Here is a 22144-nt window from a genome sequence, read left to right as displayed (position 1 = left end):
CTACACACCTGATTTATCTGAACCTGCATCTACTGTAGGGCCTGTATTGTTGATGGTGGTACTCGCTGTTGCCGTACATCCTTTGCTGTCGGTAACGGTAACACTGTAGTTTCCTGCCGATAAATTGCTGATGCTTTGTGTCGTTCCTCCATTGGACCAATTGTACGTATATGGTGAGGTGCCTCCACTTGCATTCGCTGTGGCTGAGCCATTTGCAAAACCACATTTTGCATGCCATTTGTCTATGCTTACACTTGGGTTTGGATAGATGATCACTTTCACTCTGTAACGGTGACAATGTAGTTTCCTGCCGATAAATTGCTGATGCTTTGTGTCGTGCTGCCATTGGACCAATTGTACGAATATGGTGAGGTACCTCCACTTGGATTTGCAGTTGCTGAACCATTAGAGATACCACATTTAGCATCATTCTTATTGATGGTAACCATTGGATTTGGAAAGACTATAACTTTCACCTGATCAGCAGCTGTACAACCATTTGCATCTGTAACAGTTACAGAATAGGTAGTTGTTACTGTCGGTGAAACAGTTTTATTTTGACCTGTTCCAAGTCCATTGTCCCAAACATAAGTATAAGGAGTTGTACCTCCGGTTGCATTTGCAGTAAGGTTTGCATTGCTACCTATACAAATGGATTTGTCTACTCCCGCATCAAGACTTGGGCCGCCGATATTTATGATGGCAGTTGAAGCTGTTGCGGTACATCCTTTAGAGTCAGTAACTGTTACTGTATAAGTACCTGGACCTATATTACTGTTTATTTGGGTAGTTGGACCATTTGACCACTTATACGTGTAAGGTTGGGTTCCGCCAGTTGGATTTGCTGTTGCAGATCCGTTTAATATTCCACATTTTGCATCAATTTTAGTGATGGTCACCAGAATATTTGGATTCACAGTGACCGTAACGGCATCGGTTGCTGTGCATCCTTTTGCATCTGTTACTGTGACTGTATAGGTGGTGGTAACACTTGGACATACATTTTTGGTTTGACCTGTACCAAGACCTTTATCCCAGGTATAAGTATATGGTGATGTTCCTCCACTAGCTGTTGCTGTTAAGTCTGTACATTTACCCGGACAAAGTATTTGATTAGCACCTGCGTCAACCGTTGGTGCAGGATTAACCATAATCATTACTGCATCGGTTGCAGTGCAACCGTTAGCATCAGTAGCTGTTACGGTGTAAGTGGTTGTAGTTGCAGGACTAACAGATTTAGTTTGACCTGTTCCAAGACCGTGGCTCCAGGAATAAGTATATGCCGGCTTACCGCCAACAGCATACCCGTTTAAGTTAGTACTTTGTCCAACACATATTTTTCCGCAATTACTTGCATCCGATGCCAATAAATCTCCACCACTCAAAAAGAAATTAAAGTCAAATTGACAATCTGGTTTTAAATTGAAACCATTAGGTTGACAAATTATAGCATAATCCATCCATGAACTTGCACCAAAATTTCCAAGGACACCATATAAACTTGCATTGGTACCCATTTGGAAAGCAGCCATTTTACCTGTTACGGCTAAAACTCCCCCTGCCAGACTTTCTAACCCAACAAATGAGCCTTTTAAGCTTGTGTAATAATACCAGTTAGTTTTACTGGAACTTGTGCACCCTTCAAGATGTGGACTTCCTGCAGGAGCAGTAAAAGTTCTACCACTAAGAATTAAGGTGATGTTGAATTTATAAGTTGGTAAATCCACATTTTGAACCTGAACTTCTGCATAAGCTGTGCCGTCACAATATTCCTTAAAAGTTCCAGCTGAAACAACTTTCCATAGTTTCCTATTCCCTACTGTTCCTCCACTTATATTGTCCAATAAACAATCTGCATAAAAAATTCTTTCCGGTTCGCTACCACATGTAATTTGATTGGTCCAGCTTCTGGTTTTTACAAGGTTTAAATCGGATTGTGCCAATGCTGTAAAATTCACACATGGCTGCTCTACATTCAAACAAATTTGATCGACTTTCAACCAATTACCACTAGCCTTCCCCATTATTCTAACCTTGGATGTCCCACTTGGCACCGTGGAAATTATGGTGTAAAAACTCATATTAGGTAATGGACCATCGACATTAACTGAGTCTCCACCAATCTGAACACCGGCACTGTTGAGATAAAACAACCCAAATCTCTGATTAAAGGAATTGTCGTGAACTCCTCCATAAAAACTGATGGTTAACTTTGATCCAACTGCTACATTTGTGAGATCCTGATAAAATCCCCCGTTACCACTTGTATGCTGAAAATGTCCTGCATACGTACCGCATTGCGCGGCATATGTATTTGCTGAAAAGTTTCCGTTAAAATATGTCCAGTTTGTAATCCCATTCTCGAAACTAGGATTCTGTACGACATTGTTTGGACAAGTACAGTTGGTCGCTTTCGAAAATTGAAAAGCAAAGAATAAAAGAATCCATAACAATTGAAATCTTTTAATTTGGTAACGCTTCATCATGATTTGAAAAAATTTGTTTTTCTAATGAGTTTTAAAATTTCTGAGTAAAAATTCAGAAATCGCAAAATCAAATAGTTAACCATTAAAAAAATATTTAATGAGTCAAATCAATCTGATTTCACTACTCTCATGACAAGAAAAAATCTAAATGCCCCTATGGATTACATGGGAATTTCAATGAATTGGATAAAAAAAGTCTGTGGATTTTTAGAAAAGTGACTTGGAGAAAATTTAAAAATTAATTTTACAAATTACATTTAATTTAAATATAAAGCATAAGTGATTAATTTAAAAAATTTTATAAATTAACATTAAACATAACGTTTATACTTAGTTCCAGAATTTGAAAATTGGATAAAAAAAATTCTATGGTCCGGAACTTTGAGTGAAAGATCCTTACTTTCTCAAAAATATCATTCCAATAAAATTTGTATCATTTTACGAATTAGGATTTCATGAAGAAATGCCATAGAACTATTCATAAAAGAACCCATAAAAGTGATTGACCTTTGAATGATTTCAAAGTAATGATCGGAAGTTGATTCTGTGAAATAGATCCTACTCCATCCAGTTCGAAACCGATAAACTAATTATTTGATGGTATTTTGACTTAGAATTGAAATTCTAATATATAAATTGCCATTAAAAATTTTGTATGCCACATTAAAAATGAATTGGTAAGTGAAGCTTGTGTAATCCACAACATAAAATACGGTAGATTTCTCGCCAGAAGATTTAAATCCAGTGTAGAAAACTACATACCAGGGTGGATTAAAAAATGTGGCTTCCTCCTTAAGTTGTAAAAAGTCGCAAAAATAAAAAAAGCCATCTCCAACTTGTTGGAGATGACTTCCCTAATCCCTGTGGGAATCTTATCCCGATTTTAAAACGAAGCCTATTTATTAACTCATGATGATAACAAAACGCACCCGGAAGTCGAAATGATTCACTATATATGTTAAAGAAAATTTAAGGTTTATCCGCTAAGCCAAATTTAATCTAAGCCATTTTAGCGAATAACAATATTATTACATGCTATATCTCTCCAAGTGTATTACAAATTTTGCATAAACTAAATTTTCACCCTTAACACCACATATAATTTTATAATGATTTGTAAATGAAAGGAATGGAATATCTGCAAAAAAAAATGTGAACCTTGTGCAATTCTTAAAAAATTGCAAGATTTATTGAATAAAAGGTTTTTTAGATTCCGGGGTGATCACCATTTCTACCCTCCACCCAAGGTTTTTACATAACTCATCGATGCCTTTGACTAATTCTAATCTTCTTGCATCTGCCCTTTTAAGTAAATCCGAACCCTCTGCCTTTCTCAATATAATATCTCTGGCCTTATCTTGTATTAAGGTAAGTTCCTGAGGGGTGAAGTAGTTAAATGTACCTTGCTGCAAATCAAAATAATCCAATTGGTGATCCAGGGATAAAATTTTTGCATTAGACTGAAAATGCAGGAAAATTGTTTTTCTTTCTTCATCAATTTTAACCTGACTGGTGTCTAAATCAAATCCTGCAAGGACTTTTGCTTTAACTCTAACGATGGCTACTTTCCTAAATGGACTTAAATCAAACCAGGTGTAATCTTTATGTGTAAACAATTCACTGTATTCCGCCTCCATTGCTGCTACTTTGAAGACTTCGCGAATACGCTCCAGCATAAGTGTAGATCCTACTTCGCTCTTTACTTTTTTAGTGCTGAACCCAATTCCTGAATAAAACCCAATGGCAAAACTTAATACGAGGGACAGGGTCATTAAAAATAATCTCATGATTTATTTTTTGGAAGTCAAAGGATGTTTTAGATTTTCATAACTTTTTAAAACTGCTTTAACAGATCCTACTGCCAATGGCGATTCAATAACTAAGGGAAGTTTATTTTCATCATCCCCCACATAGACTTTCATCTTTGTATCTTCTTTAAACATCCCACCTGAAATTAACTCGCCTTGACATTCAAGGACTTTGAAATTGCCGCTTTCCTTTACACTAAAATTTTTGTGCTCCTTCTGACAAATGAGATCCATATCGTAGATTCTGTTATCCAGAACCAAACTAAAATCCACTTTTTTAGAAGATTTAAATTCATTGAGATTGATTCCACGCAGGAAATACATGGAAGAAACCAAATCGTAAACATGGTAAGGCATTGGAATAACTTTTGGTCGGGCTTCTTTCATTGTGCGACCTGTATAAGATGTTATTCGTTTATTTATGTAATCAAACTCAATTTTCTCATAATGTATGTAAGAACCTTGTTGAATGTCTCTTATATACAAAACAGGCAACAGTGTCTTTTTATCAATATAACTGTGGTACTTATCCCTGACTTTATAAAACCACTCATAGGATGGATACGTCCTCCCTGTTACATCAATATGATAATAATCCCCCTCATCTTTAATCTCAAATATTACTTCACCTGCAGAAAGCCATACAAAATTCCAATTATAGTACAACTTGTATACAATCCTTTCTCCCGCTACAAATGGTGTATCTCTTGCAAAAATTGGGGATACCCCAAAGATCATGAGCAAATAAAAACTTAAAAATAGTAAACGCATCCTGCTTAATTTTGGATTGTTCATTCCTTGGTCAACAATTTAAATCCATTTTGAGTTCTAAGATCACCAAATAATAAAAAATTACCTGCCAATGCCGGTAGAATAAGATTAATAAGAAATAAGGTGGAAGCAATTCCTAAGCAAACATCCAAATCTATACCAAAAGGAGTGAGGACACACACAGCAATCCCCCCTCTGAAAAGTCCCGAAATCATTGGAGGAATTACGATCATGGATTGAATCATAAAAATAACAGCAACCGGAAAAATGAGATCTCTCCAGTCTTCGGAATAAAATGGCATCAACAAAAACAAATATTGAAATCCGAATACTAAATATCGCACAAAAGACAACAACAATAAACTTGCAAGGGAGTTATATATTTTAGTCCCATCATTTGAATTTGGCAACTTTGGCATATAAATACGCCTTAAGAGATGTTTGCCATTCATCAGAAAAATCCAAAACAATATTGCTATTACAAGAAAAAGTAAAAAATTAATCACCAAATAATTATTTAATTCAGATGTAAAACCTATCTCTCCCAAGGGCCCCATCTTAAAAAAAGCAAACATTCCTATGCCAAAAGTTACCATACTTTGTGCATAAGAAGAAAATGCAGTTGCCGTCAATAAATTCTGTCTTCTTGTTTGATCTTCAAACATTGCTCTTCCAAGAAAAACGCCCATTCCCATTGGAGTAACCAGTGAAAGTCCTAAACCTTTAAGCGTAATCCAGACACATTCCATAAAGGAATAGTTCAAATTGAATTTTTGATATATTTTCAAGCTTTCAAAAATCCAGTTTAATGGCATCAATAACAAAACCAACAATAAAGATGGGATGTGGATGAAAGTCAATTTATTTAAAAAAAAAATACTCGTCCATAAATAGTACCCTACCCCAACAAAGGATATCCATGCAAGAACCACACTGAAAGCTGCCTTAATTTTCAATTTCATAAAACTTATATGCAAGAACGCTATTTATAACGATTGTTATACAATAGACAGTTAATTTCTTATACTTTTGCAAATATTTAATATGCTCTTAAATCCAAATAGAATTTTAGGAATTGATCCGGGAACCAATATATTGGGATTTGGGGTATTGGAATTGAATGGGCAACAATCCAGAGTTTTGGATTGTAATGTAATCCATTTGAAACACGAAGAAGATGATCAATCCAAGCTAAAAGAAATATTTCTACAAATACAGGAAATCATTGAGACCTATCATACCGGCATTCTGTCGATAGAACTGCCCTTTTATGGAAAAAATGCGCAATCGATGCTAAAGCTTGGACGTGCCCAGGGGGTGGCAATAGCAGCTGCAATGGTCATGGGTGTAAAAATTTTTGAATTTTCTGCCAAAAGGATTAAAAAGTCTGTTACCGGAAATGGGAATGCCTCAAAGGAACAAGTCGCCGATATGGTCAGCAGGTTACTTAATTATAAAATTGAAGTGCACTATCTGGATGCCTCCGATGCACTCGCAGCGGCTTATTGTTACAGTTGTCAGGCAAATTCAGCCATAGGCCCGACTTCGAAAGTCAAAAACTGGAAAAGCTTTATCAAGGCCAATCCAGATAAAATTATCCAATAATTTAATTGGCTTACTTAGGGGAAATCTTCCAAAGTTAAAGTTTTGTTATCCTTGAATTTGAGTGAATACTTTCGGAGTATTTTAGCGTCTAATGTTTAAACAAATACAATGAAAAAACTGATTTTCCTATTTGCCTCGATTTTAGTTTTTGGCAATCTAAGCGCCCAAAGATATTTTGCAAAAAATGCATACATTAAATTTCATTCAGACTCTCCAATGGAAAAAATTGAAGCTGTTAACAATACCGGCAGTACAGTTTTTGACTTATCCAGCGGAAGAGTTGAATTTGCTGCTTTAATTAATGCCTTTCAATTTGATAGAGCACTAATGCAAGAGCACTTTAATGAAAATTATATGGAGTCCGGGAAATACCCAAAAGCAACTTTTAAAGGCGCCATAGAAAACTATAGTGTTCTCGATTTAACCAAACCAGGTAATTATAAAGTGATGGTATCCGGAGATATGACTATGCATGGTGTAACCAACAAAATAAAGGTTCCCGCAGAAGTCAAAGTTGAAGCAGGAGGCTTGAGTTCTGAAACACATTTTAAAATCAAATGCGAAGATTACAAAATCTCCATTCCTTCCGTTGTAAGAGATAAAATAGCCAAAGAAATAGAGGTAACTGTAAAAATCAAATACCTCCCAATGCCTCAAAAGTAAATCATGGAAAATACTCACCGGAGCAATGATCTTCATAAGCTCCGGTGACCGAGTTCAGAGTGTTGACCATACCCAATTTCCTCAAATAACCCAACAGAGCAAATATCAGGGCTTCTTTGAAGTCTATAATTACCTCAGAAGGCACAACCAAGTCAAAATGCCCTGGAAGCTTTTGGCTTAGTCTTTTGATTAAATAGTCATTATATGTCCCACCCCCTGTCAGAAGAATTTTTGCCTTAGTTCCAGTTTCAATTTTACGAATAAAATTTGCCAACTGATCGCTGATGTGCTCTGTAGCGGTGCGCAATAAGTCTTTGGTATCCAATTGATATTTATTCAAAATCGGTTCAAAAGAATTAAGAAACCACTCTCTGCCTAAGCTTTTAGGAAAGGGCAAATGGTAGTATTCCAATTGATTCCATTCTTCCAACAGTTGATCTTGAACTATGCCACCGGATGCTAAATTTCCACGATCATCATATGGAAAGTTCATCCTGTTTGCTAATTTATTGAGCACCATATTGCATGGCACAATATCACATGCCAGACGCCTATCTTCTGATTTCCAAGAAATATTGGCAAATCCACCCAAATTGAGACAATAATCAAAAGCACTAAAAAGCAAATCATCCCCTATCGGGACTAATGGCGCCCCTTGTCCCCCTTTTAACACATCCTGAATTCTGAAATTACACACCGTAGGTATTCCCGTAATCTCTCTTATGGTTCTTCCATCTCCAATCTGTAGAGAAACTTTATCTGAAGGTCTGTGGTGTACGGTGTGGCCATGACTGGATATCAGATCAGGTAGTATTTCATGATTTTTATAAAAATCTTTGATTTGTTCAGCAATGAATGCCGCATAGGAATAACTGAGTTCCTCTAATTGCTTAGGATTCAAATAAAAAGCTTGTTCCAACGCACTACGCCAATAATTGTCATATGGAATCGAGCTTGCGGCTACAATTTCAAAATCCAATTTCCCTGAACCACCTGACTTAAATCGACATGCAGCTATATCTAAACCATCCAGGGAGGTTCCGGACATCAGCCCAAGTACTAAACCACTTTCGTTTAATTCCAAATGCTTCTTGTTTTAATTGATGAAGCGAATGTAGATAACCAGTAAATTATATTTGTATTTCTTGAATAAAGTTCGTATTTTTAACAAAATATTACCATAAATTAAGCTAAGCCTTAAATTTTGTTTACACCGGAATTCTGACCTTTATACCAAATTAAAAAACAAGTTATATGAAATTCAAGTCACTATTTATTTTCTTCAGTTTTCTTTCAATGAGTGCAATGATCACTTCTTGTAGCAGCTCAAAAAAAGGAACAGCGGATGCAGCTGCTTCCACAACTTCTGATCAGTCCATGATAGAAGCCACAGTAAGTTCTTTGGATAATGACGCAAGTCTAGTAGAAAAGTCCGCCAACCTTAAAGCTGGTGAGAAAGGAACAGTTTCTATATTCTCTGATGCAAATGGCAACATTAAAAAAATTACAAAAAATTCCACTTCATCCGTGGGCGAAAAGACGTCTAAATTTTATTTCGAAGGTTCTGATTTAATTGCCAGCAGTCATTTTGAAAAAAATACCGTTAAGGCTAAAGGAAAGTTGCTATTTACAGCTACTAATTACTTCTTTAAAAATGGGAAAGTGATAGGATCTGTAATGAAATCCGTAAAATTAAAACCTTCTGATGAAGTCAATCTGGAGATGAAAATGAATAAAGAAAAATTCAAGAGTTTCGTTCCAAGTGCCAACATCATGAGAGATGAATTGGCTATTATCAAGAAAATCAAACAACTGATTAAATAATTTATTCAAAACATTAAAATTATATATAATGAAAAATTTATTCTATTTACTGGCATTTGGCATTCTCCTGGTTACATTCAACGCTTGTACAGGAGATGACAATAACATCGGTGACAGCGGGCCATCTATTGATTTTACGACTAACCCTGGAGCTGGTTTTTTAACCGGTGACGCAACACTTACTGGAGGAGTACCCATTAATATAAAAATTACGGGCACTAAAGGGGACAGTCCGTTAAAAGTACTGCACATTAATTCTAAGAATGGATCTGGATCAGAACAACATGTAGATTTTACTACCATGAAAGTTAATGGTACGGCTGCCTCTTCCAACCCAATTCTGATATTGAATGCTTCAGATAAAAGTGGATTTACCTATACAATTGAGTTTCCTTCTGAATCAAATTCGGACACTATTTTGTATACCGTGGAATTAGAAGATGAAGCTGGTAAGACAGATGACATTAGCTTTACGATCACCACCAACGATATCAGAATTACTACCTTAACCAATAAAAAATTAACAAACAGTGCTTCTCCTGCTGGTCAGGGTGGTATTGATCTGCATACAGGAAATGAAACAGGCTCTACCGATCCAACTGCAGAATTAGCTGCCGGTGGTAATTTATTACCAAGCCTGGATTGGTCACAACAATTCAGCCCTACATCTTCTGAAACAACCATCAGGAAACCTGGAGTCGGATTTAGTTTCGACGCATTAACCACTAAACCAAATATTCAATCTGAATACAATTTGGGAACCGATGTAAATAGCCCTGTTACAGGTAAAAAGGATGATGTTTACCTCATTAAAAGCGGCAACTTTTACTGGGCAGTAAAAATTACCAATATTTTTATCACTCCGCCTTTGGGACAGCCAAATGGAGACAACCTGGATCACTTTGTCTTAACCATTAAACAATAATTCATTATTGTTCGAACATATTAATAAAAAAGCCCGGGAAGATTTCCGGGCTTTTTTATTTAAAATATATAAATCTTACTATTTGAAATTCTTAAACTTCCTCTGCCTGCTTTAGCTTTTCCAGGTTTTCTGCAACTCTCAATGCTTCGATAATTTCATCGATATGCCCATTCATAATATCTCCTAAATTATACATCGTCAGATTAATCCTGTGATCAGTCATGCGGTTTTGTGGAAAATTATAGGTCCGGATTTTGTCAGATCGATCACCGGATCCCACAAGCGTTTTTCTTTTCGCTGCAATGGCTGATTCGTGTTGCTCCACCTGGCTGTCACGGATTTTCTGAATTAATCTACCCATCGCAATTTCTCTGTTCTTATGTTGGCTTCTGCTGTCTGTACTTTCCGCAACAGCCCCTGTAGGAAGGTGTGTAAATCGTACACCGGATTCTGTTTTGTTGACGTGCTGACCTCCCGCTCCGGAAGATCTGAATGTATCCACTTTGAGATCTGACTTGTTGATGTTTACATCTTCTAACTCTAGCTTCGGCATTACCACAACCGTCGCTGCGGAAGTGTGTATTCTTCCCGATGCTTCTGTATCTGGAACACGTTGAACCCTATGCGCTCCGGATTCAAATTTTAACTTTCCATACACATCCGTACCAGATACATCCATCACAATTTTGTTATAACCACCTACTGAACCTTCATTCTCAAAAACAACTTCATGGGTCCAGCCCTGCATATCAAAATACCTGGTGTACATTCTAAACAGGTCTCCGGCAAACAAACTAGCTTCATTTCCGCCTGTTCCTGAACGAATTTCAAATATAACATCCTTGCTGTCTTCAGGATCCTTTGGCACTAAGAGCAGTTTCAATTCTTCTTCCAACCTGGTTACCTCCGCTTCCGCCGATGCCAATTCCTCACTGGCCATTTCCACCATTTCTTTATCCCCAGATCCCAGGATCTCTTTTGCTCCTTCAATATTGGATAAATTTTTCTTGTATTCATGAAACAGCTTCATGATTTGCTCAAGGTCTTTATATTCCTTGCTGATCTTTTTGTACTCTGAGATGTTGGTGACAACCTCAGGGTCAGCCATACGCTCTTCCAGAAACTGGAATCGCTCAAGAATAGCCCCTAATTTTTGCAATAATTCCATGAATATTTTTTACTCAAACCGCAAATTTACAATTAAGCTTAGACTTCACCTAAGAAGGTTGAATACGATCTTAAAGAGGTTTCTTTAAAAGTGTCGAAAAATAATTGACGGTGGTCGAAATTTTAGTCAGGTAAAAATAGAATCAACTACCTTTGGGTATCCATGAAAGTAACAGAAATTATTCGACTTGCATTTGAAAGTGTCCGGTACAATTTACTCCGTTCAGTACTAACCCTTTTAATCATTGCTTTGGGCATTACTGCTCTGGTGGGCATTCTTACTTCCATTGACGGTATTATTTACAGCATGAGCAGCAATTTCAATTCCCTTGGAGCAAACTCCTTTTCGATTGACCGTAAGTCTGAAAATTTCAGAAGACATGATCGGGGAAAAAGAACAAAACAATCACCTTCCGTTAGTTACCAACAAGCCCAGGAATTCAAAGAACGATTTGGCAACAAAGCCATTGTTTCCATTTCTTACGGTGCTGTTGGGAATGGAATCATAAAATATCAAAATAAAAAAACCAATCCCACTGTAAGAATCAGAGGCATTGATGAAAATTTTTTTAAAGTAATGGGGTATGAAATTGAGTATGGTCGAAGTTTTTCAACTCATGAACTGGAATATGGAATCAGCAAAGCTATTGTAGGAAAAGACATCATCAAAACTTTGTTCGATGACAATGCTGAAAAAGCTCTGATGCAGACAATAACCGTCAACGACCAAAAATACCAAATCATAGGCGTACTTAAATCCAAGGGTTCAAGTATGAATGAGGGTGCTGACAGAAGAGTTTTAATCCCATTAAATAAATCAAAAATTGAATATGCTACACTGGACTCGGATTTTGACTTGAATGTAAGTGTGCCGATAGCCCAACAATTGGATGATCTGATATCTCAGGCTATCGGCGAGATGAGAATAGTCAGGGGCCTTAAGAGTTATGAGGAAAATGATTTTGAAATAAACAAAAGTGATGGAATCATCACGTTTCTCAAAGACAATACAGTAAAATTGAGGGCTGCAACAATTGCCATCGGTTTGATGACTTTGCTTGGAGCGGCTATTGGACTTATGAATATTATGCTGGTTTCTGTTACAGAACGAACGAAGGAAATCGGCATAGCAAAAGCACTCGGGGCAACAAGAAAAACAATTTTAAGCCAATTTCTTATAGAAGCCATGATGATTTGTCAAATGGGAGGCATCGTAGGAATATTGTTGGGAATCCCTGTGGGTAATATAGTTACCCTATTAATGGGCGGTTCCTTTATCATTCCCTGGGCATGGATAATCCTGGGTTTTGTGGTGTGCACTATTGTAGGTATCCTATCTGGATTATATCCCGCTTTGAAGGCATCTTCACTAGACCCTGTAGATTCTTTGAGATTTGAATAAGAATTACTTCTTAATCCTATTGTTAAAGAACTTAGCAATTGAAAATTGAATAATTTAATTAAAGTAATACTGTATGAGTCTACTGGGTGATTCTGATCAATCTGACGGTCTCAATTTTAGTGTCACTCATCAACTCAAAAACAAATTTATACCCATCCAATTCGATTTCCATACCCTGCTCAGGAATTTTTCCGGTGGAGGTTATTAAATAACCGGATAAAGTATGATACTCTCCTTCAGGAAAATTAAAATCATAAGTATTATTCAAATAATTGATTTCTAGCCTACCTGAAAAAACATATTCATCATCCGAAATCACTTTTTCAATAAACTCTTCTCTGTCGTGTTCATCTTCAATTTCGCCAAAAATTTCTTCCAAAATATCCTCCTGTGTGATAATCCCGGAAGTTCCTCCAAATTCATCTACCACACAAGAAACAGAAAGTCTCAATTTATTCATCCGCACCATTAAGTCATAAACGTTTAATGTCTCCGGAACAAATGGCATGTCCATGATCATGGACTTAATGCTTTTTGAATCTTTAAACATTTGCTGGTGATGCACATAACCAAGTACATTATCAATGTCACCATCTGTTACAATTATTCTGGACAACTTGGATTCAGCAAATAAAGTAATGAGATCCTCCTTGGATTCTGAGACATCTATATGTATGATTTCATTTCTTGGGATCATACAACTTTTTACCCTGACCTGTTTTAGATTAAGTGTATTCTTGAAAATATCTGTATCTATATCTTCATCTGAAATATTCATTGTGCCATCCAAATAATGCTCCAGATCAAGCAAGGAAAACCTATACCTTGAATGAGGTTTGGACTCTTTCATAAATTTTCTAATCATAAAGTTGGACAATCCCGACATAAGTCTGGAAGGCACATATAGAAGTTTATAAAAGAATAATATTGGATATGCACAAATGGAAAGTAACTCATTAGAGTAAAGTCTGAAAAGAATTTTGGGCAGGAATTCTCCGAAAATCAAAATGACTGTAGTTACCAAAAATGTATTGACCACAATTTTGGTTCCTTCTTCAAAATACAGCGGATTCAAAAGTTCTCCGAAAAAAGAAGTAAGCAGGAAGGAGAGGGTTACAAGAGCTATATTATTGCCTACAAGGGTCACCGCTATGAATTTATCCGGGTGATCATAAAAATCGGACAAAATTTTGCCACTGGAAGACCCCCTGTTCTTTCTGACTTCAACACCCAATTTATTGGCTGTAAAAAAGGCAATTTCAGTGCCTGAAAAAAATGCACTCAACAGTAAAAACAATACAATCCAAAAGACAAGCATGTGAAAACTTAAGCCACAAAGATATGGATCACCTTGAGATAATGCTTATATTTCACATGATCTAATGATTTTCAATGTTTTAAATCTAAGCATTTACTGATATTATAATATGATACCCACGCTTTTTTGTGGGAAGTAGTTATAGCCTCTTTGGTAAAAAATACCCATTTTTCGCTAAAAATATTGTAATTTTACGCCTCTTCCCTGAATAAATTCCTTACTTCCTCCCACATTTTGGAGTGATATTTGTTATAATTGTTTGAATTTCAGATCATAAAAGATGAAACTATTTAATTTGTTCATGCAGGAGCTTGCTGTAGACCTTGGCACAGCAAATACCCTTATTATGCAGGATGACAAGGTGGTGGTGGATGAACCATCCATCGTTGCGGTGGATAAAAAAACCGGTGAAACCATTGCAGTTGGCAATAAAGCCATGCAGATGCATGAAAAAACACATAAAAACATTGATACCATCCGTCCTCTAAAAGATGGGGTCATTGCAGATTTTCAGGCTGCCGAGAACATGATTCAAGGAATGATCAATATGATCGGAAGCAAAAGGCGGTTTTTTACCCACTTGAGAATGGTTATATGCATTCCATCAGGGATCACTGAAGTGGAAAAAAGGGCAGTTTTTGACTCCGCGGATCATGTGGACAGCAAAGAAACATATTTGATTCATGAACCTATGGCTGCAGCACTTGGTATAGGCCTTGATGTAGAAGAGCCTGTTGGAAATATGGTCATCGATATAGGTGGCGGAACAACTGAAATAGCTGTAATCGCTCTTTCGGGTATAGTTTGTGACCAATCCATTCGAGTAGCCGGAGATGAATTTACAGAGGACATCATTGATTATATGCGAAGGGAACATAATTTGTTGATTGGTGAACGAACTGCAGAAAAGATCAAAATAAATGTTGGATCCGCAGTCATGAATCTGGACAATCCGCCCGAACCTTATGCAGTAAATGGTCGTGACCTCATGACCGGAATCCCTCGCCAAATCATTATCCGATATGAAGAAACTGTAGGGGCTCTTGATAAATCCATCATGAAAATTGAGGAGGCAGTTCTTAAAGCTCTTGAGATCACACCTCCGGAACTTTCGTCGGATATATACAGAACGGGACTGTACTTAACAGGCGGCGGCGCCCTGCTTAGGGGTTTGGATAAAAGACTTAGTCTCAAAACTAATCTTCCCGTAATTGTGGCCAACGACCCTTTAAGGGCTGTGGTCCGAGGGACAGGAATAGCATTGAAAAACACAGACAGATTTTCATTTTTAATTGACCGTAAAAGTCTCTAGTCTTTAGATTTTATAAAACAAAACTGACTTACCGAATAATAAATTGATTCCATGTTAAATGCACTTCGCATCATCATAAGAAATGGGTCGTTTATTCTTTTTCTCGTACTTCAGATAATTTGTTTCTATTGGATCATAAGTTACAATCAAAAACAGAATAAAATTTATTTGTATACAGCCCAGCTTTATGCAACGGTATTAAAAAATAAATACCAAAACCTCACTTCCTATTTCTCACTAAAGGATAAAGCGGATCAAATTGCAGATGACAATGCAAAACTACTTTCGCGATTGTTGAATTTGGAGGCGACTCAAAAATCCGACAGTACAATTCTGGATTCTACGTTATCTAAAACTATGGTCCAACCTTATACCGTTCTATCTGCACGTGTAATAAATAATTCACTTTCCAGAAAAAACAATTATCTCACTTTAAACAAGGGTGGTCTCGATGGTTTAAGTCCAGGCATGGCAGTGATAACCCTGAGCGGATTGGTAGGTATAGTAACTGATACAACCAGGCATTTTGCAACAGTTATGTCGCTTCTTCATTCCAACTCCAGAATAAGTTGCAGTTTAAAACGGAGCGGGTTCTTTGGTTCATTAATTTGGAAAGACAGGGATCCGAGTATTTTACAATTGGAGGATATTCAAAAATATGCAGATGTTCGCATAGGAGATACACTGGTGACAAGCGGATATTCCATTGTTTTTCCAAAGGGATTAACCATAGGCTATGTAAAAAGTTTTTATGCGGAACCCGGTGCGTTCACCTATACCATTATCGTTAGTCCAAGTCAAGATTTAACAACTGTGGATAGGGTGTATGTGATTAACAACAATCTTAAAGAAGAAAAAGAACACCTTGAATCATTAACCCGGGAATATGAATAAAGAATGGAGAATCAACGGGCTTAGGATAATCATCCTTATACTTTTTCAAGTTTTTATTTTGAAAGGCATTCGACTTTCTGATGCCCCAAATCAGTATGTAAACATTATTATTTATCCGGTTGCGATTCTATTGCTTCCGATGGCTATCCCCCAATTCTTTGTATTGCTCATTGCTTTTATTGCCGGATTAACAGTAGATCTTTTTTATAACAGTATAGGCGTACACGCAGCCGCTTGTCTCTGGATGGCAGCTTGCAGAACATTTGTCCTCAAATTCCTTGAACCAAAATCAGGATATTCCATTGACCAGAAACCCAATGGTTACTCCCTTGGTATATTCTGGTTTTTTCAGTATGTATCTGCTTTAATGCTTATTTATTTTTTCTTTTATTTCAGTCTGGAAATTTTTACCTTTGTTTATCTGGGAGAAATACTCATAAAAACTATACTGAGCTTTGTAGTTTCCATGTTCGTAATTTCTATCCTTCAGATTTTACTAAACCCTAAAAATTAAACGGTGTCTCAGGACAGCAGGAAGTTTAGATTTATTCTCCTCCGGGCCTTTCTGGTAATATTGGCTTTGGTTTTTATTTTTAATCTGGCTAAACTTCAGTTGTTCGATCCATACTACATTAACAAGGCCAGCGCAACTACACTAAACCAAAAAACCATTTTCCCGGCCAGAGGATTATTTTATGACCGTAATGGAAAATTGTTGGTCATCAATTATCCTGCTTATGATCTTTACGCTACGTATAAAGAAATTAAGCCTGGCATGGATACTCAAAAACTATGCAGACTGCTTAATATCGATGAGGAAACGTTTAAAATCAATCTTGAAAAAGACTGGTCTTCTAATAAATATTCAAAATCCGTACCTTTTGTTTTTTTAAAAAATTTGGATTCAAGAACCCTCCTCACATTTCAGGAAAATCTCTATCAGTTTCCCGGATTTTATCCTACACTACGAGCCGTAAGAAAATATCCTGAACCATATGGTGCTCATTATTTAGGATATATTAGTGAAGTAAATAAACGAGATATTGATCAGTCTGAAGGACTTTATAAATTAGGAGATTACATTGGAGTGACAGGCCTTGAAAAGCAGTATGAAGAATATTTGAAGGGGGAAAAAGGAGTACACTTTGTCATCAAAGATAAATTAGGAAGAGAAGTAGGTTCTTTTGAAAATGGTCGACTGGACAGGGACGCAATTTCAGGATATGATATGATGCTGAGTATTGATGTCGAATTGCAAAAATATGGGGAAGAGCTCATGAAACATAAAGTAGGAAGTATAGTTGCGATAGAACCTTCCTCCGGAGAAATTCTTGCAGCAGTCTCTTCACCAAATTTTGATCCGAATCTGTTAAGTTTTAATCCCAATAGAGGTAGAGATTATGCTTATTTACTTAAAGATACACTTAAGCCTCTTTTCGACCGATCTGCATCAGCCATCTACCCTCCCGGATCTATCTTTAAACCAATCCTTGCTTTGATCGCAATGCAGGAAGGTGTGCTGAACGAAAATACTCCTCATGCATGCACTGGTGCATACTATTACAAAAATGTGTCCTATGGTTGCCACCGTCATCCTTCCCCGTATAATTTGTCGGTCGCACTTCAACATTCCTGTAATTCATATTTCATCGAAACATTTAGAGATCTCATCGAAATTAATGGTTTTGATAAACCAAAAATTGGCTTGGATTTATTATCTAAATATCTCGGAAAATTTGGTCTGGGCAAACCTCTGGAATCCGATCTAAGTACAGAAAACGGTGGATTTATTCCAACATCCGATTACTATTCGCGATTATACAAAACGGATAACTGGCGTTCCACATACATTATCTCTGTCGGGATCGGCCAGGGTGAATTGCAGCTTACTACCCTTCAAATGGCAAACTTAGCCGCAATCCTTGCTAATCAAGGCCATTACTATGCACCCCATTTAATAAAGCAATTCAGCAAAACGAATCAAACCATCCCGGAAAGATTCAGAACAAAAATTGAAATTCCTATTCATAAAAAATACTATGAACCCGTAATCAATGGAATGGAATTGGCAGTTAGCAGCGGAACGGCTACATTAGCCTACAATCCCGAAATCAGCATTTGTGGTAAAACAGGAACTTCACAGAATCCACATGGAGAAGATCACAGCGTATTTTTTGCATTTGCCCCAAAAATAAATCCAAAAATTGCCATCGCTGTATATGTCGAGAATGCAGGCTGGGGTGGAGCTATAGCTGCACCAATTGCATCTTTGATCATCGAAAAATATCTGAAAGGCAAGATAGCTCGAATAGAACTCGAAGAAAAAATGAAAAAAAAGGACCTCATTAAAAAAGATAAAACATGATTATTTCTGCTATTGTTGCAATGAATTCTGAGGGCTTAATTGGTGACGAAAATAAAATTCCATGGCACCTTCCTGCAGATTTAAAATATTTTAAAAAACAAACTATGGGGCATCATATCTTAATGGGTAGAAAATGCTTTGATAGTATCGGTAAATCATTACCGGGTAGAAAAAATATTATCGTAACAAAAAATCCAAATTTTATAGTTTCTGATTGCATCATTGTGAATTCAATTGAAAAAGGAATACTGACCGCTAAAGAAAATAATGAACAGGAATTATTCATCATCGGTGGTGGAGAGATATATCGTCAATCTCTTCATTTGGTCAGTAAATTGTATTTAACCATGGTTGCGTTCAATGGAACCGGAGATGTTTTTTTTCCTCAAATTAATTTTAATGAATGGACCCTTATCAGTGAAAACAAGCATACAAGCGATGACAAAAATAACTATGATTATTCCTTTCTAATTTATAAACGAAAATGATAAAAGAAGACTTAATACACTATTATTGGCACACCGGCAAACTCAGACAATTACACCTTAAAACAACCGACGGAAACACCCTTAAGATTCTTAAACCCGGCACTTACAACACCAACCAAGGCCCCGATTTTCTTTTTGCCCAAATTGAGATAGATGGTGTAATTTGGAATGGGCATGTTGAAATGCATGTTCATTCATCAGACTGGATCAAACATAAACATGATGTGGATCCCAATTATGCAACGATCATATTGCATGTCGTTTGGAAGCACGACAAAGCGATTTTTCTTAATCACTGCGAAATACCAACCCTTGAGTTGTTCAGTTTAATTAGTGATGCAGAAATATCTACCTATCAATACTTGATGAATAATATTCAGCAGATTCCTTGTAGTACTTTACGTTCTGATGTACCGATGTTGACCATACATTCTCAAATAGAATCAGCTTCAATTGAAAGAATTAATTCTAAAACTGATTTATTGCTGATGCAATTATCCAACAATAAATCAGATTGGGAGACCCTTTTTTATCAGAAATTCTGCCATTATCTTGTCACCCCGGTGAATTCTTCTGCAATGAGTGAGTTAACCACAAAAGTTACCTGGAGTCTATTGAAAAAATATTTAGATGACCCATTTAAAATGGAAGCATTACTCTTTGGTGCTTCAGGATTGTTAGAGGACCCTCACAATGATCCATATCTAACCAAATTAAAACAAGAAGCAACTTTTTTAATAAATCTTCACAACATTAATCCCATGAAAAAAAATTCATGGAACTTTTTAAGGTTAAGACCGGCACACTTCCCAACCATTCGACTTGCTCAAATTGCTGCATTTTTCCATAGAAATCCAAATACATTCAATAACCTGCTACTGCTTGAACATCTTAAAGACATTCAGACAATGTTTAAGGTTCAAGCTTCTGAATTTTGGGACATGCATTATACTTTTGAAAATTCAACTGTAAAACCTTCCATAAAAAAGTTGGGATCCACAATCGCAGATTCTATACTGATCAATGTCATTTGTCCAATCCTGTATATCTATGGTGAATACATTCAAGACTCAGTACTTAAAAACAAGGTCCTTGGCTTTCTTGAATGCATTAAGGCAGAAGAAAATAAATTTACCAGACTTTGGATAAAAACAGGACAAAAAATAGAGAATGCAAGACAAAGCCAGGGAGTTCTGCAACAAATTAATGAATACTGCCTGAAAAATGCTTGCTTGAAATGTCGGATAGGACATCACTTAATGAACACCAACACACCTAAAGAAAATATAATTATATAGCAATTTTTGAATATATGTTTGACTTTAATTAAATTTGTCAGTTGTTTAGCCATAATTAAGTGAATCATGAAAAAATTTTACTTCCTGCTGTTGTTTGCCGTTACCATCCTAAATCCTGCTCTGGCCCAAAGAAGTGGTTTGTTTATGGGTGTTCAGTTAGGCATTCAGAATTCCTGGATTTTTAACAAAAATGACTTCGATGCCGGGGGAGTATTGGATTTTAAAGCCACTTTTAAACCTTCATTTGGATTAAATGTAGGCTACAATCTAAGTAAAAATCTTGGATTTCAAAGTGGGATCATTTTTTCACAACAGGGTCAAAAATACATTACTGACGGCAACAGCCTTGCAGATTACAAAACCGATCTTAATTATTTGAAATTTCCACTTTTATTAAAATGGAATTCTGATCCTGAAAAAATAGTCTCCTTCTTGCTTCATGCCGGAGTTCAAATATGTCTTTTGCAATCGGCTAACTCTTCAAGAACCGGAGGCTTTGGATACTACAGTCCAAATCTTACTGATGTGAAGGACCTTTATTCTTCCAGTCCATTTGAACTAGTATTGGGTTTTGGTGCAATGGTCAACCTGGGCAAACTCAATATTTCAGCATTGCTCAGACCGGAATATTCTCTAACTGACATTGAAAAAGTAGATCTTAAATCCAGCAGTCGAGACATTGCAAGAAATTTTGTTTTCTCAATTCCACAATTAAGTTTGAATTACTCCTTGAATGATTAAACAGTAGTTTTCATTTTATTTTGAAAAAAACGCTCCAACTCCTACTGGCCCCTATTTCTTTTCTTTACGGACTAGGCGTAAGTATTTACCAGGGATTTTATTTATCCGGATTTTTTAAAACACTCAAATTTAGTATTCCCATCATCAGTGTAGGAAACCTTACTGTTGGAGGAACTGGAAAATCCCCACATATTGAATATCTGATAAGACTTCTAAAAGACTATATTCCGGTGGCAGTTCTGAGTCGTGGCTATCGTCGAAAAACTTCAGGACATATTTTATTGACACAATTGCACACCGCTCTTGACGTAGGGGATGAACCTGTTCAAATTAAAAACAAGTTTCCGGATGTTCCTTTTGCAGTCAACAGCAACAGATCAATTGGTATTCCAAAACTATTGTCGCAACACCCTGAGATAAAAACAATACTTTTGGATGATGCATTTCAACATCTGGAAGTCACACCCGGTCTTAACATACTGCTTACAGAATATTCAAATCCATATTTTAAAGATTATCTGTTACCCAGTGGCCGACTTAGAGAGTGGCGCTATGGTGCACGGAGAGCTGACATCATTATTGTAACAAAATGTCCGACCCAACCCAATGATTTAGAAATTTTACATTGGCGACAAAATTTAAAACTTGAAGAAAAACAAAAATTGTTTTTTTCCTTCCTTGAATATGGAACACCATATCATATTTTCAATTCGGATAAAATTTTTAAACTTAATGAGGGTCTGGATTTAATGGTTATCAGTGCAATTGCCCAATCATCCTACATGATAAATTATTTGTCCCCTAAAGTAGCTTCTGTGACAGATTATAACTTTGAAGACCATCATTATTTTACGGAAACAGAGCTTGCACATATTTTTACTCAATTTAACAAGGTAAGTCATTCCAATAAAATGTTACTCACTACGGAGAAAGATGCTACCCGACTGCGATTGCATGAATCATTTCTTAAAAGTCAAAATATAGATATATACGTACTCCCTCTTCATGTAGATTTCTATAACAGGGACCAGTTTGACCAGACCATTAAAAATTTCCTTTTGGAATTCAAAATATAAA

General features: G+C 36.4%; 21 protein-coding genes. 13 read left to right on the top strand and 8 right to left on the bottom strand.

The features are described from left to right. From IPJ83_03260 to IPJ83_03240, 5 genes are all read right to left on the bottom strand, one after another. Positions 1–282: a SprB repeat-containing protein gene (locus IPJ83_03260; protein ID MBK7879566.1), complete on the bottom strand. Its 282-nt coding sequence runs from the start codon at positions 280–282 to the stop codon at positions 1–3. Continuing rightward, entirely contained in the window at positions 279–2486 is a 2208-nt protein-coding gene (locus IPJ83_03255) for a hypothetical protein (protein MBK7879565.1), read from the bottom strand. The genes IPJ83_03260 and IPJ83_03255 overlap by 4 nt, the downstream gene beginning before the upstream one ends. 1187 nt (positions 2487–3673) lie before the next feature. Further along, on the bottom strand, positions 3674–4273 hold the full coding sequence (locus tag IPJ83_03250; protein ID MBK7879564.1) for a DUF4230 domain-containing protein: 600 nt from the start codon (positions 4271–4273) through the stop codon (positions 3674–3676). Between the two features lie 3 nt (positions 4274–4276). Then, positions 4277–5065 (bottom strand): DUF3108 domain-containing protein, encoded by a 789-nt coding sequence (locus tag IPJ83_03245; protein ID MBK7879563.1) that lies wholly within the window; start codon positions 5063–5065, stop codon positions 4277–4279. A 20-nt stretch (positions 5066–5085) separates the two neighbouring features. Then, a complete protein-coding gene (locus IPJ83_03240; protein MBK7879562.1) occupies positions 5086–6027 on the bottom strand; it encodes a hypothetical protein in 942 nt (313 codons plus the stop codon). An 82-nt stretch (positions 6028–6109) separates the two neighbouring features. Between IPJ83_03240 and ruvC the strand changes: the two genes are divergently transcribed. Next, positions 6110–6670 carry a crossover junction endodeoxyribonuclease RuvC gene (gene ruvC / locus IPJ83_03235; GenBank protein MBK7879561.1) on the top strand — a complete coding sequence of 187 codons (561 nt, stop codon included), beginning with the start codon at positions 6110–6112 and terminating at the stop codon, positions 6668–6670. A 108-nt stretch (positions 6671–6778) separates the two neighbouring features. Next, positions 6779–7333 (top strand): YceI family protein, encoded by a 555-nt coding sequence (locus IPJ83_03230; protein ID MBK7879560.1) that lies wholly within the window; start codon positions 6779–6781, stop codon positions 7331–7333. Between the two features lies 1 nt (position 7334). Here the strand turns inward: IPJ83_03230 and IPJ83_03225 are convergent, their stop codons facing one another. Beyond that, a complete protein-coding gene (locus IPJ83_03225; protein MBK7879559.1) occupies positions 7335–8417 on the bottom strand; it encodes an anhydro-N-acetylmuramic acid kinase in 1083 nt (360 codons plus the stop codon). Between the two features lie 170 nt (positions 8418–8587). Here IPJ83_03225 and IPJ83_03220 point away from each other — a divergent pair, with 170 nt between their 5' ends. Both IPJ83_03220 and IPJ83_03215 read left to right on the top strand, forming a co-directional pair. Then, positions 8588–9157: a hypothetical protein gene (locus IPJ83_03220; protein MBK7879558.1), complete on the top strand. Its 570-nt coding sequence runs from the start codon at positions 8588–8590 to the stop codon at positions 9155–9157. Positions 9158–9185: 28 nt separating this feature from the next. Beyond that, complete coding sequence (locus IPJ83_03215; GenBank protein ID MBK7879557.1) at positions 9186–10082, top strand: hypothetical protein; 897 nt, start codon at positions 9186–9188, stop codon at positions 10080–10082. A gap of 91 nt (positions 10083–10173) precedes the next feature. Here the strand turns inward: IPJ83_03215 and prfA are convergent, their stop codons facing one another. Continuing rightward, positions 10174–11250, bottom strand: a complete 1077-nt coding sequence (gene prfA, locus IPJ83_03210; protein MBK7879556.1) for a peptide chain release factor 1 — start codon at positions 11248–11250, stop codon at positions 10174–10176. A gap of 162 nt (positions 11251–11412) precedes the next feature. On the opposite strand from prfA, the gene IPJ83_03205 reads away from it, so the two are divergent. Further along, on the top strand, positions 11413–12651 hold the full coding sequence (locus IPJ83_03205; protein MBK7879555.1) for an ABC transporter permease: 1239 nt from the start codon (positions 11413–11415) through the stop codon (positions 12649–12651). Positions 12652–12730: 79 nt separating this feature from the next. On the opposite strand, the gene IPJ83_03200 is transcribed toward IPJ83_03205, so the two are convergent. Then, positions 12731–13969, bottom strand: coding sequence for an HlyC/CorC family transporter (locus tag IPJ83_03200; GenBank protein ID MBK7879554.1), 1239 nt, complete (start codon positions 13967–13969; stop codon positions 12731–12733). Between the two features lie 280 nt (positions 13970–14249). Between IPJ83_03200 and IPJ83_03195 the strand changes: the two genes are divergently transcribed. The 8 genes from IPJ83_03195 to lpxK all read left to right on the top strand — a co-directional run bounded on the left by IPJ83_03195 (position 14250) and on the right by lpxK (position 22143). Next, on the top strand, positions 14250–15281 hold the full coding sequence (locus tag IPJ83_03195) for a rod shape-determining protein (GenBank protein MBK7879553.1): 1032 nt from the start codon (positions 14250–14252) through the stop codon (positions 15279–15281). Between the two features lie 51 nt (positions 15282–15332). Further along, positions 15333–16175, top strand: coding sequence for a rod shape-determining protein MreC (gene mreC / locus IPJ83_03190; GenBank protein ID MBK7879552.1), 843 nt, complete (start codon positions 15333–15335; stop codon positions 16173–16175). Continuing rightward, complete coding sequence (locus IPJ83_03185) at positions 16168–16689, top strand: hypothetical protein (GenBank protein ID MBK7879551.1); 522 nt, start codon at positions 16168–16170, stop codon at positions 16687–16689. Before mreC ends, IPJ83_03185 begins: the two co-directional genes overlap by 8 nt. Before the next feature lie 3 nt (positions 16690–16692). Beyond that, a complete protein-coding gene (gene mrdA, locus IPJ83_03180) occupies positions 16693–18540 on the top strand; it encodes a penicillin-binding protein 2 (GenBank protein MBK7879550.1) in 1848 nt (615 codons plus the stop codon). Continuing rightward, entirely contained in the window at positions 18540–19028 is a 489-nt protein-coding gene (locus tag IPJ83_03175) for a dihydrofolate reductase (GenBank protein MBK7879549.1), read from the top strand. The genes mrdA and IPJ83_03175 overlap by 1 nt, the downstream gene beginning before the upstream one ends. Beyond that, on the top strand, positions 19025–20326 hold the full coding sequence (locus IPJ83_03170) for a DUF2851 family protein (protein ID MBK7879548.1): 1302 nt from the start codon (positions 19025–19027) through the stop codon (positions 20324–20326). The genes IPJ83_03175 and IPJ83_03170 overlap by 4 nt, the downstream gene beginning before the upstream one ends. A 66-nt stretch (positions 20327–20392) precedes the next feature. After that, positions 20393–21067, top strand: a complete 675-nt coding sequence (locus IPJ83_03165) for a PorT family protein (GenBank protein ID MBK7879547.1) — start codon at positions 20393–20395, stop codon at positions 21065–21067. Between the two features lie 17 nt (positions 21068–21084). After that, positions 21085–22143 carry a tetraacyldisaccharide 4'-kinase gene (lpxK, locus tag IPJ83_03160; protein ID MBK7879546.1) on the top strand — a complete coding sequence of 353 codons (1059 nt, stop codon included), beginning with the start codon at positions 21085–21087 and terminating at the stop codon, positions 22141–22143. The last annotated feature ends 1 nt before the right edge of the window (position 22144 follow it).

This window comes from Candidatus Vicinibacter proximus (assembly GCA_016713905.1).
GTDB classification, from domain to species: Bacteria; Bacteroidota; Bacteroidia; order Chitinophagales; family Saprospiraceae; genus Vicinibacter; species Vicinibacter proximus.
Note: the sequence above shows the minus strand (reverse complement) of the source record. Positions and strands in the feature narration are given on the sequence as shown.

Bases quoted from the DNA above. Each gene is read 5' to 3' on its own strand.
- IPJ83_03255 (MBK7879565.1), bottom strand. From the start codon at position 2,486: ATGATGAAGCGTTACCAAATTAAAAGATTTCAATTGTTATGGATTCTT.
- IPJ83_03250 (MBK7879564.1), bottom strand. From the start codon at position 4,273: ATGAGATTATTTTTAATGACCCTGTCCCTCGTATTAAGTTTTGCCATT.
- IPJ83_03245 (MBK7879563.1), bottom strand. From the start codon at position 5,065: ATGCGTTTACTATTTTTAAGTTTTTATTTGCTCATGATCTTTGGGGTA.
- IPJ83_03240 (MBK7879562.1), bottom strand. From the start codon at position 6,027: ATGAAATTGAAAATTAAGGCAGCTTTCAGTGTGGTTCTTGCATGGATA.
- ruvC (MBK7879561.1), top strand. From the start codon at position 6,110: ATGCTCTTAAATCCAAATAGAATTTTAGGAATTGATCCGGGAACCAAT.
- IPJ83_03230 (MBK7879560.1), top strand. From the start codon at position 6,779: ATGAAAAAACTGATTTTCCTATTTGCCTCGATTTTAGTTTTTGGCAAT.
- IPJ83_03220 (MBK7879558.1), top strand. From the start codon at position 8,588: ATGAAATTCAAGTCACTATTTATTTTCTTCAGTTTTCTTTCAATGAGT.
- IPJ83_03215 (MBK7879557.1), top strand. From the start codon at position 9,186: ATGAAAAATTTATTCTATTTACTGGCATTTGGCATTCTCCTGGTTACA.
- prfA (MBK7879556.1), bottom strand. From the start codon at position 11,250: ATGGAATTATTGCAAAAATTAGGGGCTATTCTTGAGCGATTCCAGTTT.
- IPJ83_03205 (MBK7879555.1), top strand. From the start codon at position 11,413: ATGAAAGTAACAGAAATTATTCGACTTGCATTTGAAAGTGTCCGGTAC.
- IPJ83_03200 (MBK7879554.1), bottom strand. From the start codon at position 13,969: ATGCTTGTCTTTTGGATTGTATTGTTTTTACTGTTGAGTGCATTTTTT.
- IPJ83_03195 (MBK7879553.1), top strand. From the start codon at position 14,250: ATGAAACTATTTAATTTGTTCATGCAGGAGCTTGCTGTAGACCTTGGC.
- mreC (MBK7879552.1), top strand. From the start codon at position 15,333: ATGTTAAATGCACTTCGCATCATCATAAGAAATGGGTCGTTTATTCTT.
- IPJ83_03185 (MBK7879551.1), top strand. From the start codon at position 16,168: ATGAATAAAGAATGGAGAATCAACGGGCTTAGGATAATCATCCTTATA.
- IPJ83_03170 (MBK7879548.1), top strand. From the start codon at position 19,025: ATGATAAAAGAAGACTTAATACACTATTATTGGCACACCGGCAAACTC.
- IPJ83_03165 (MBK7879547.1), top strand. From the start codon at position 20,393: ATGAAAAAATTTTACTTCCTGCTGTTGTTTGCCGTTACCATCCTAAAT.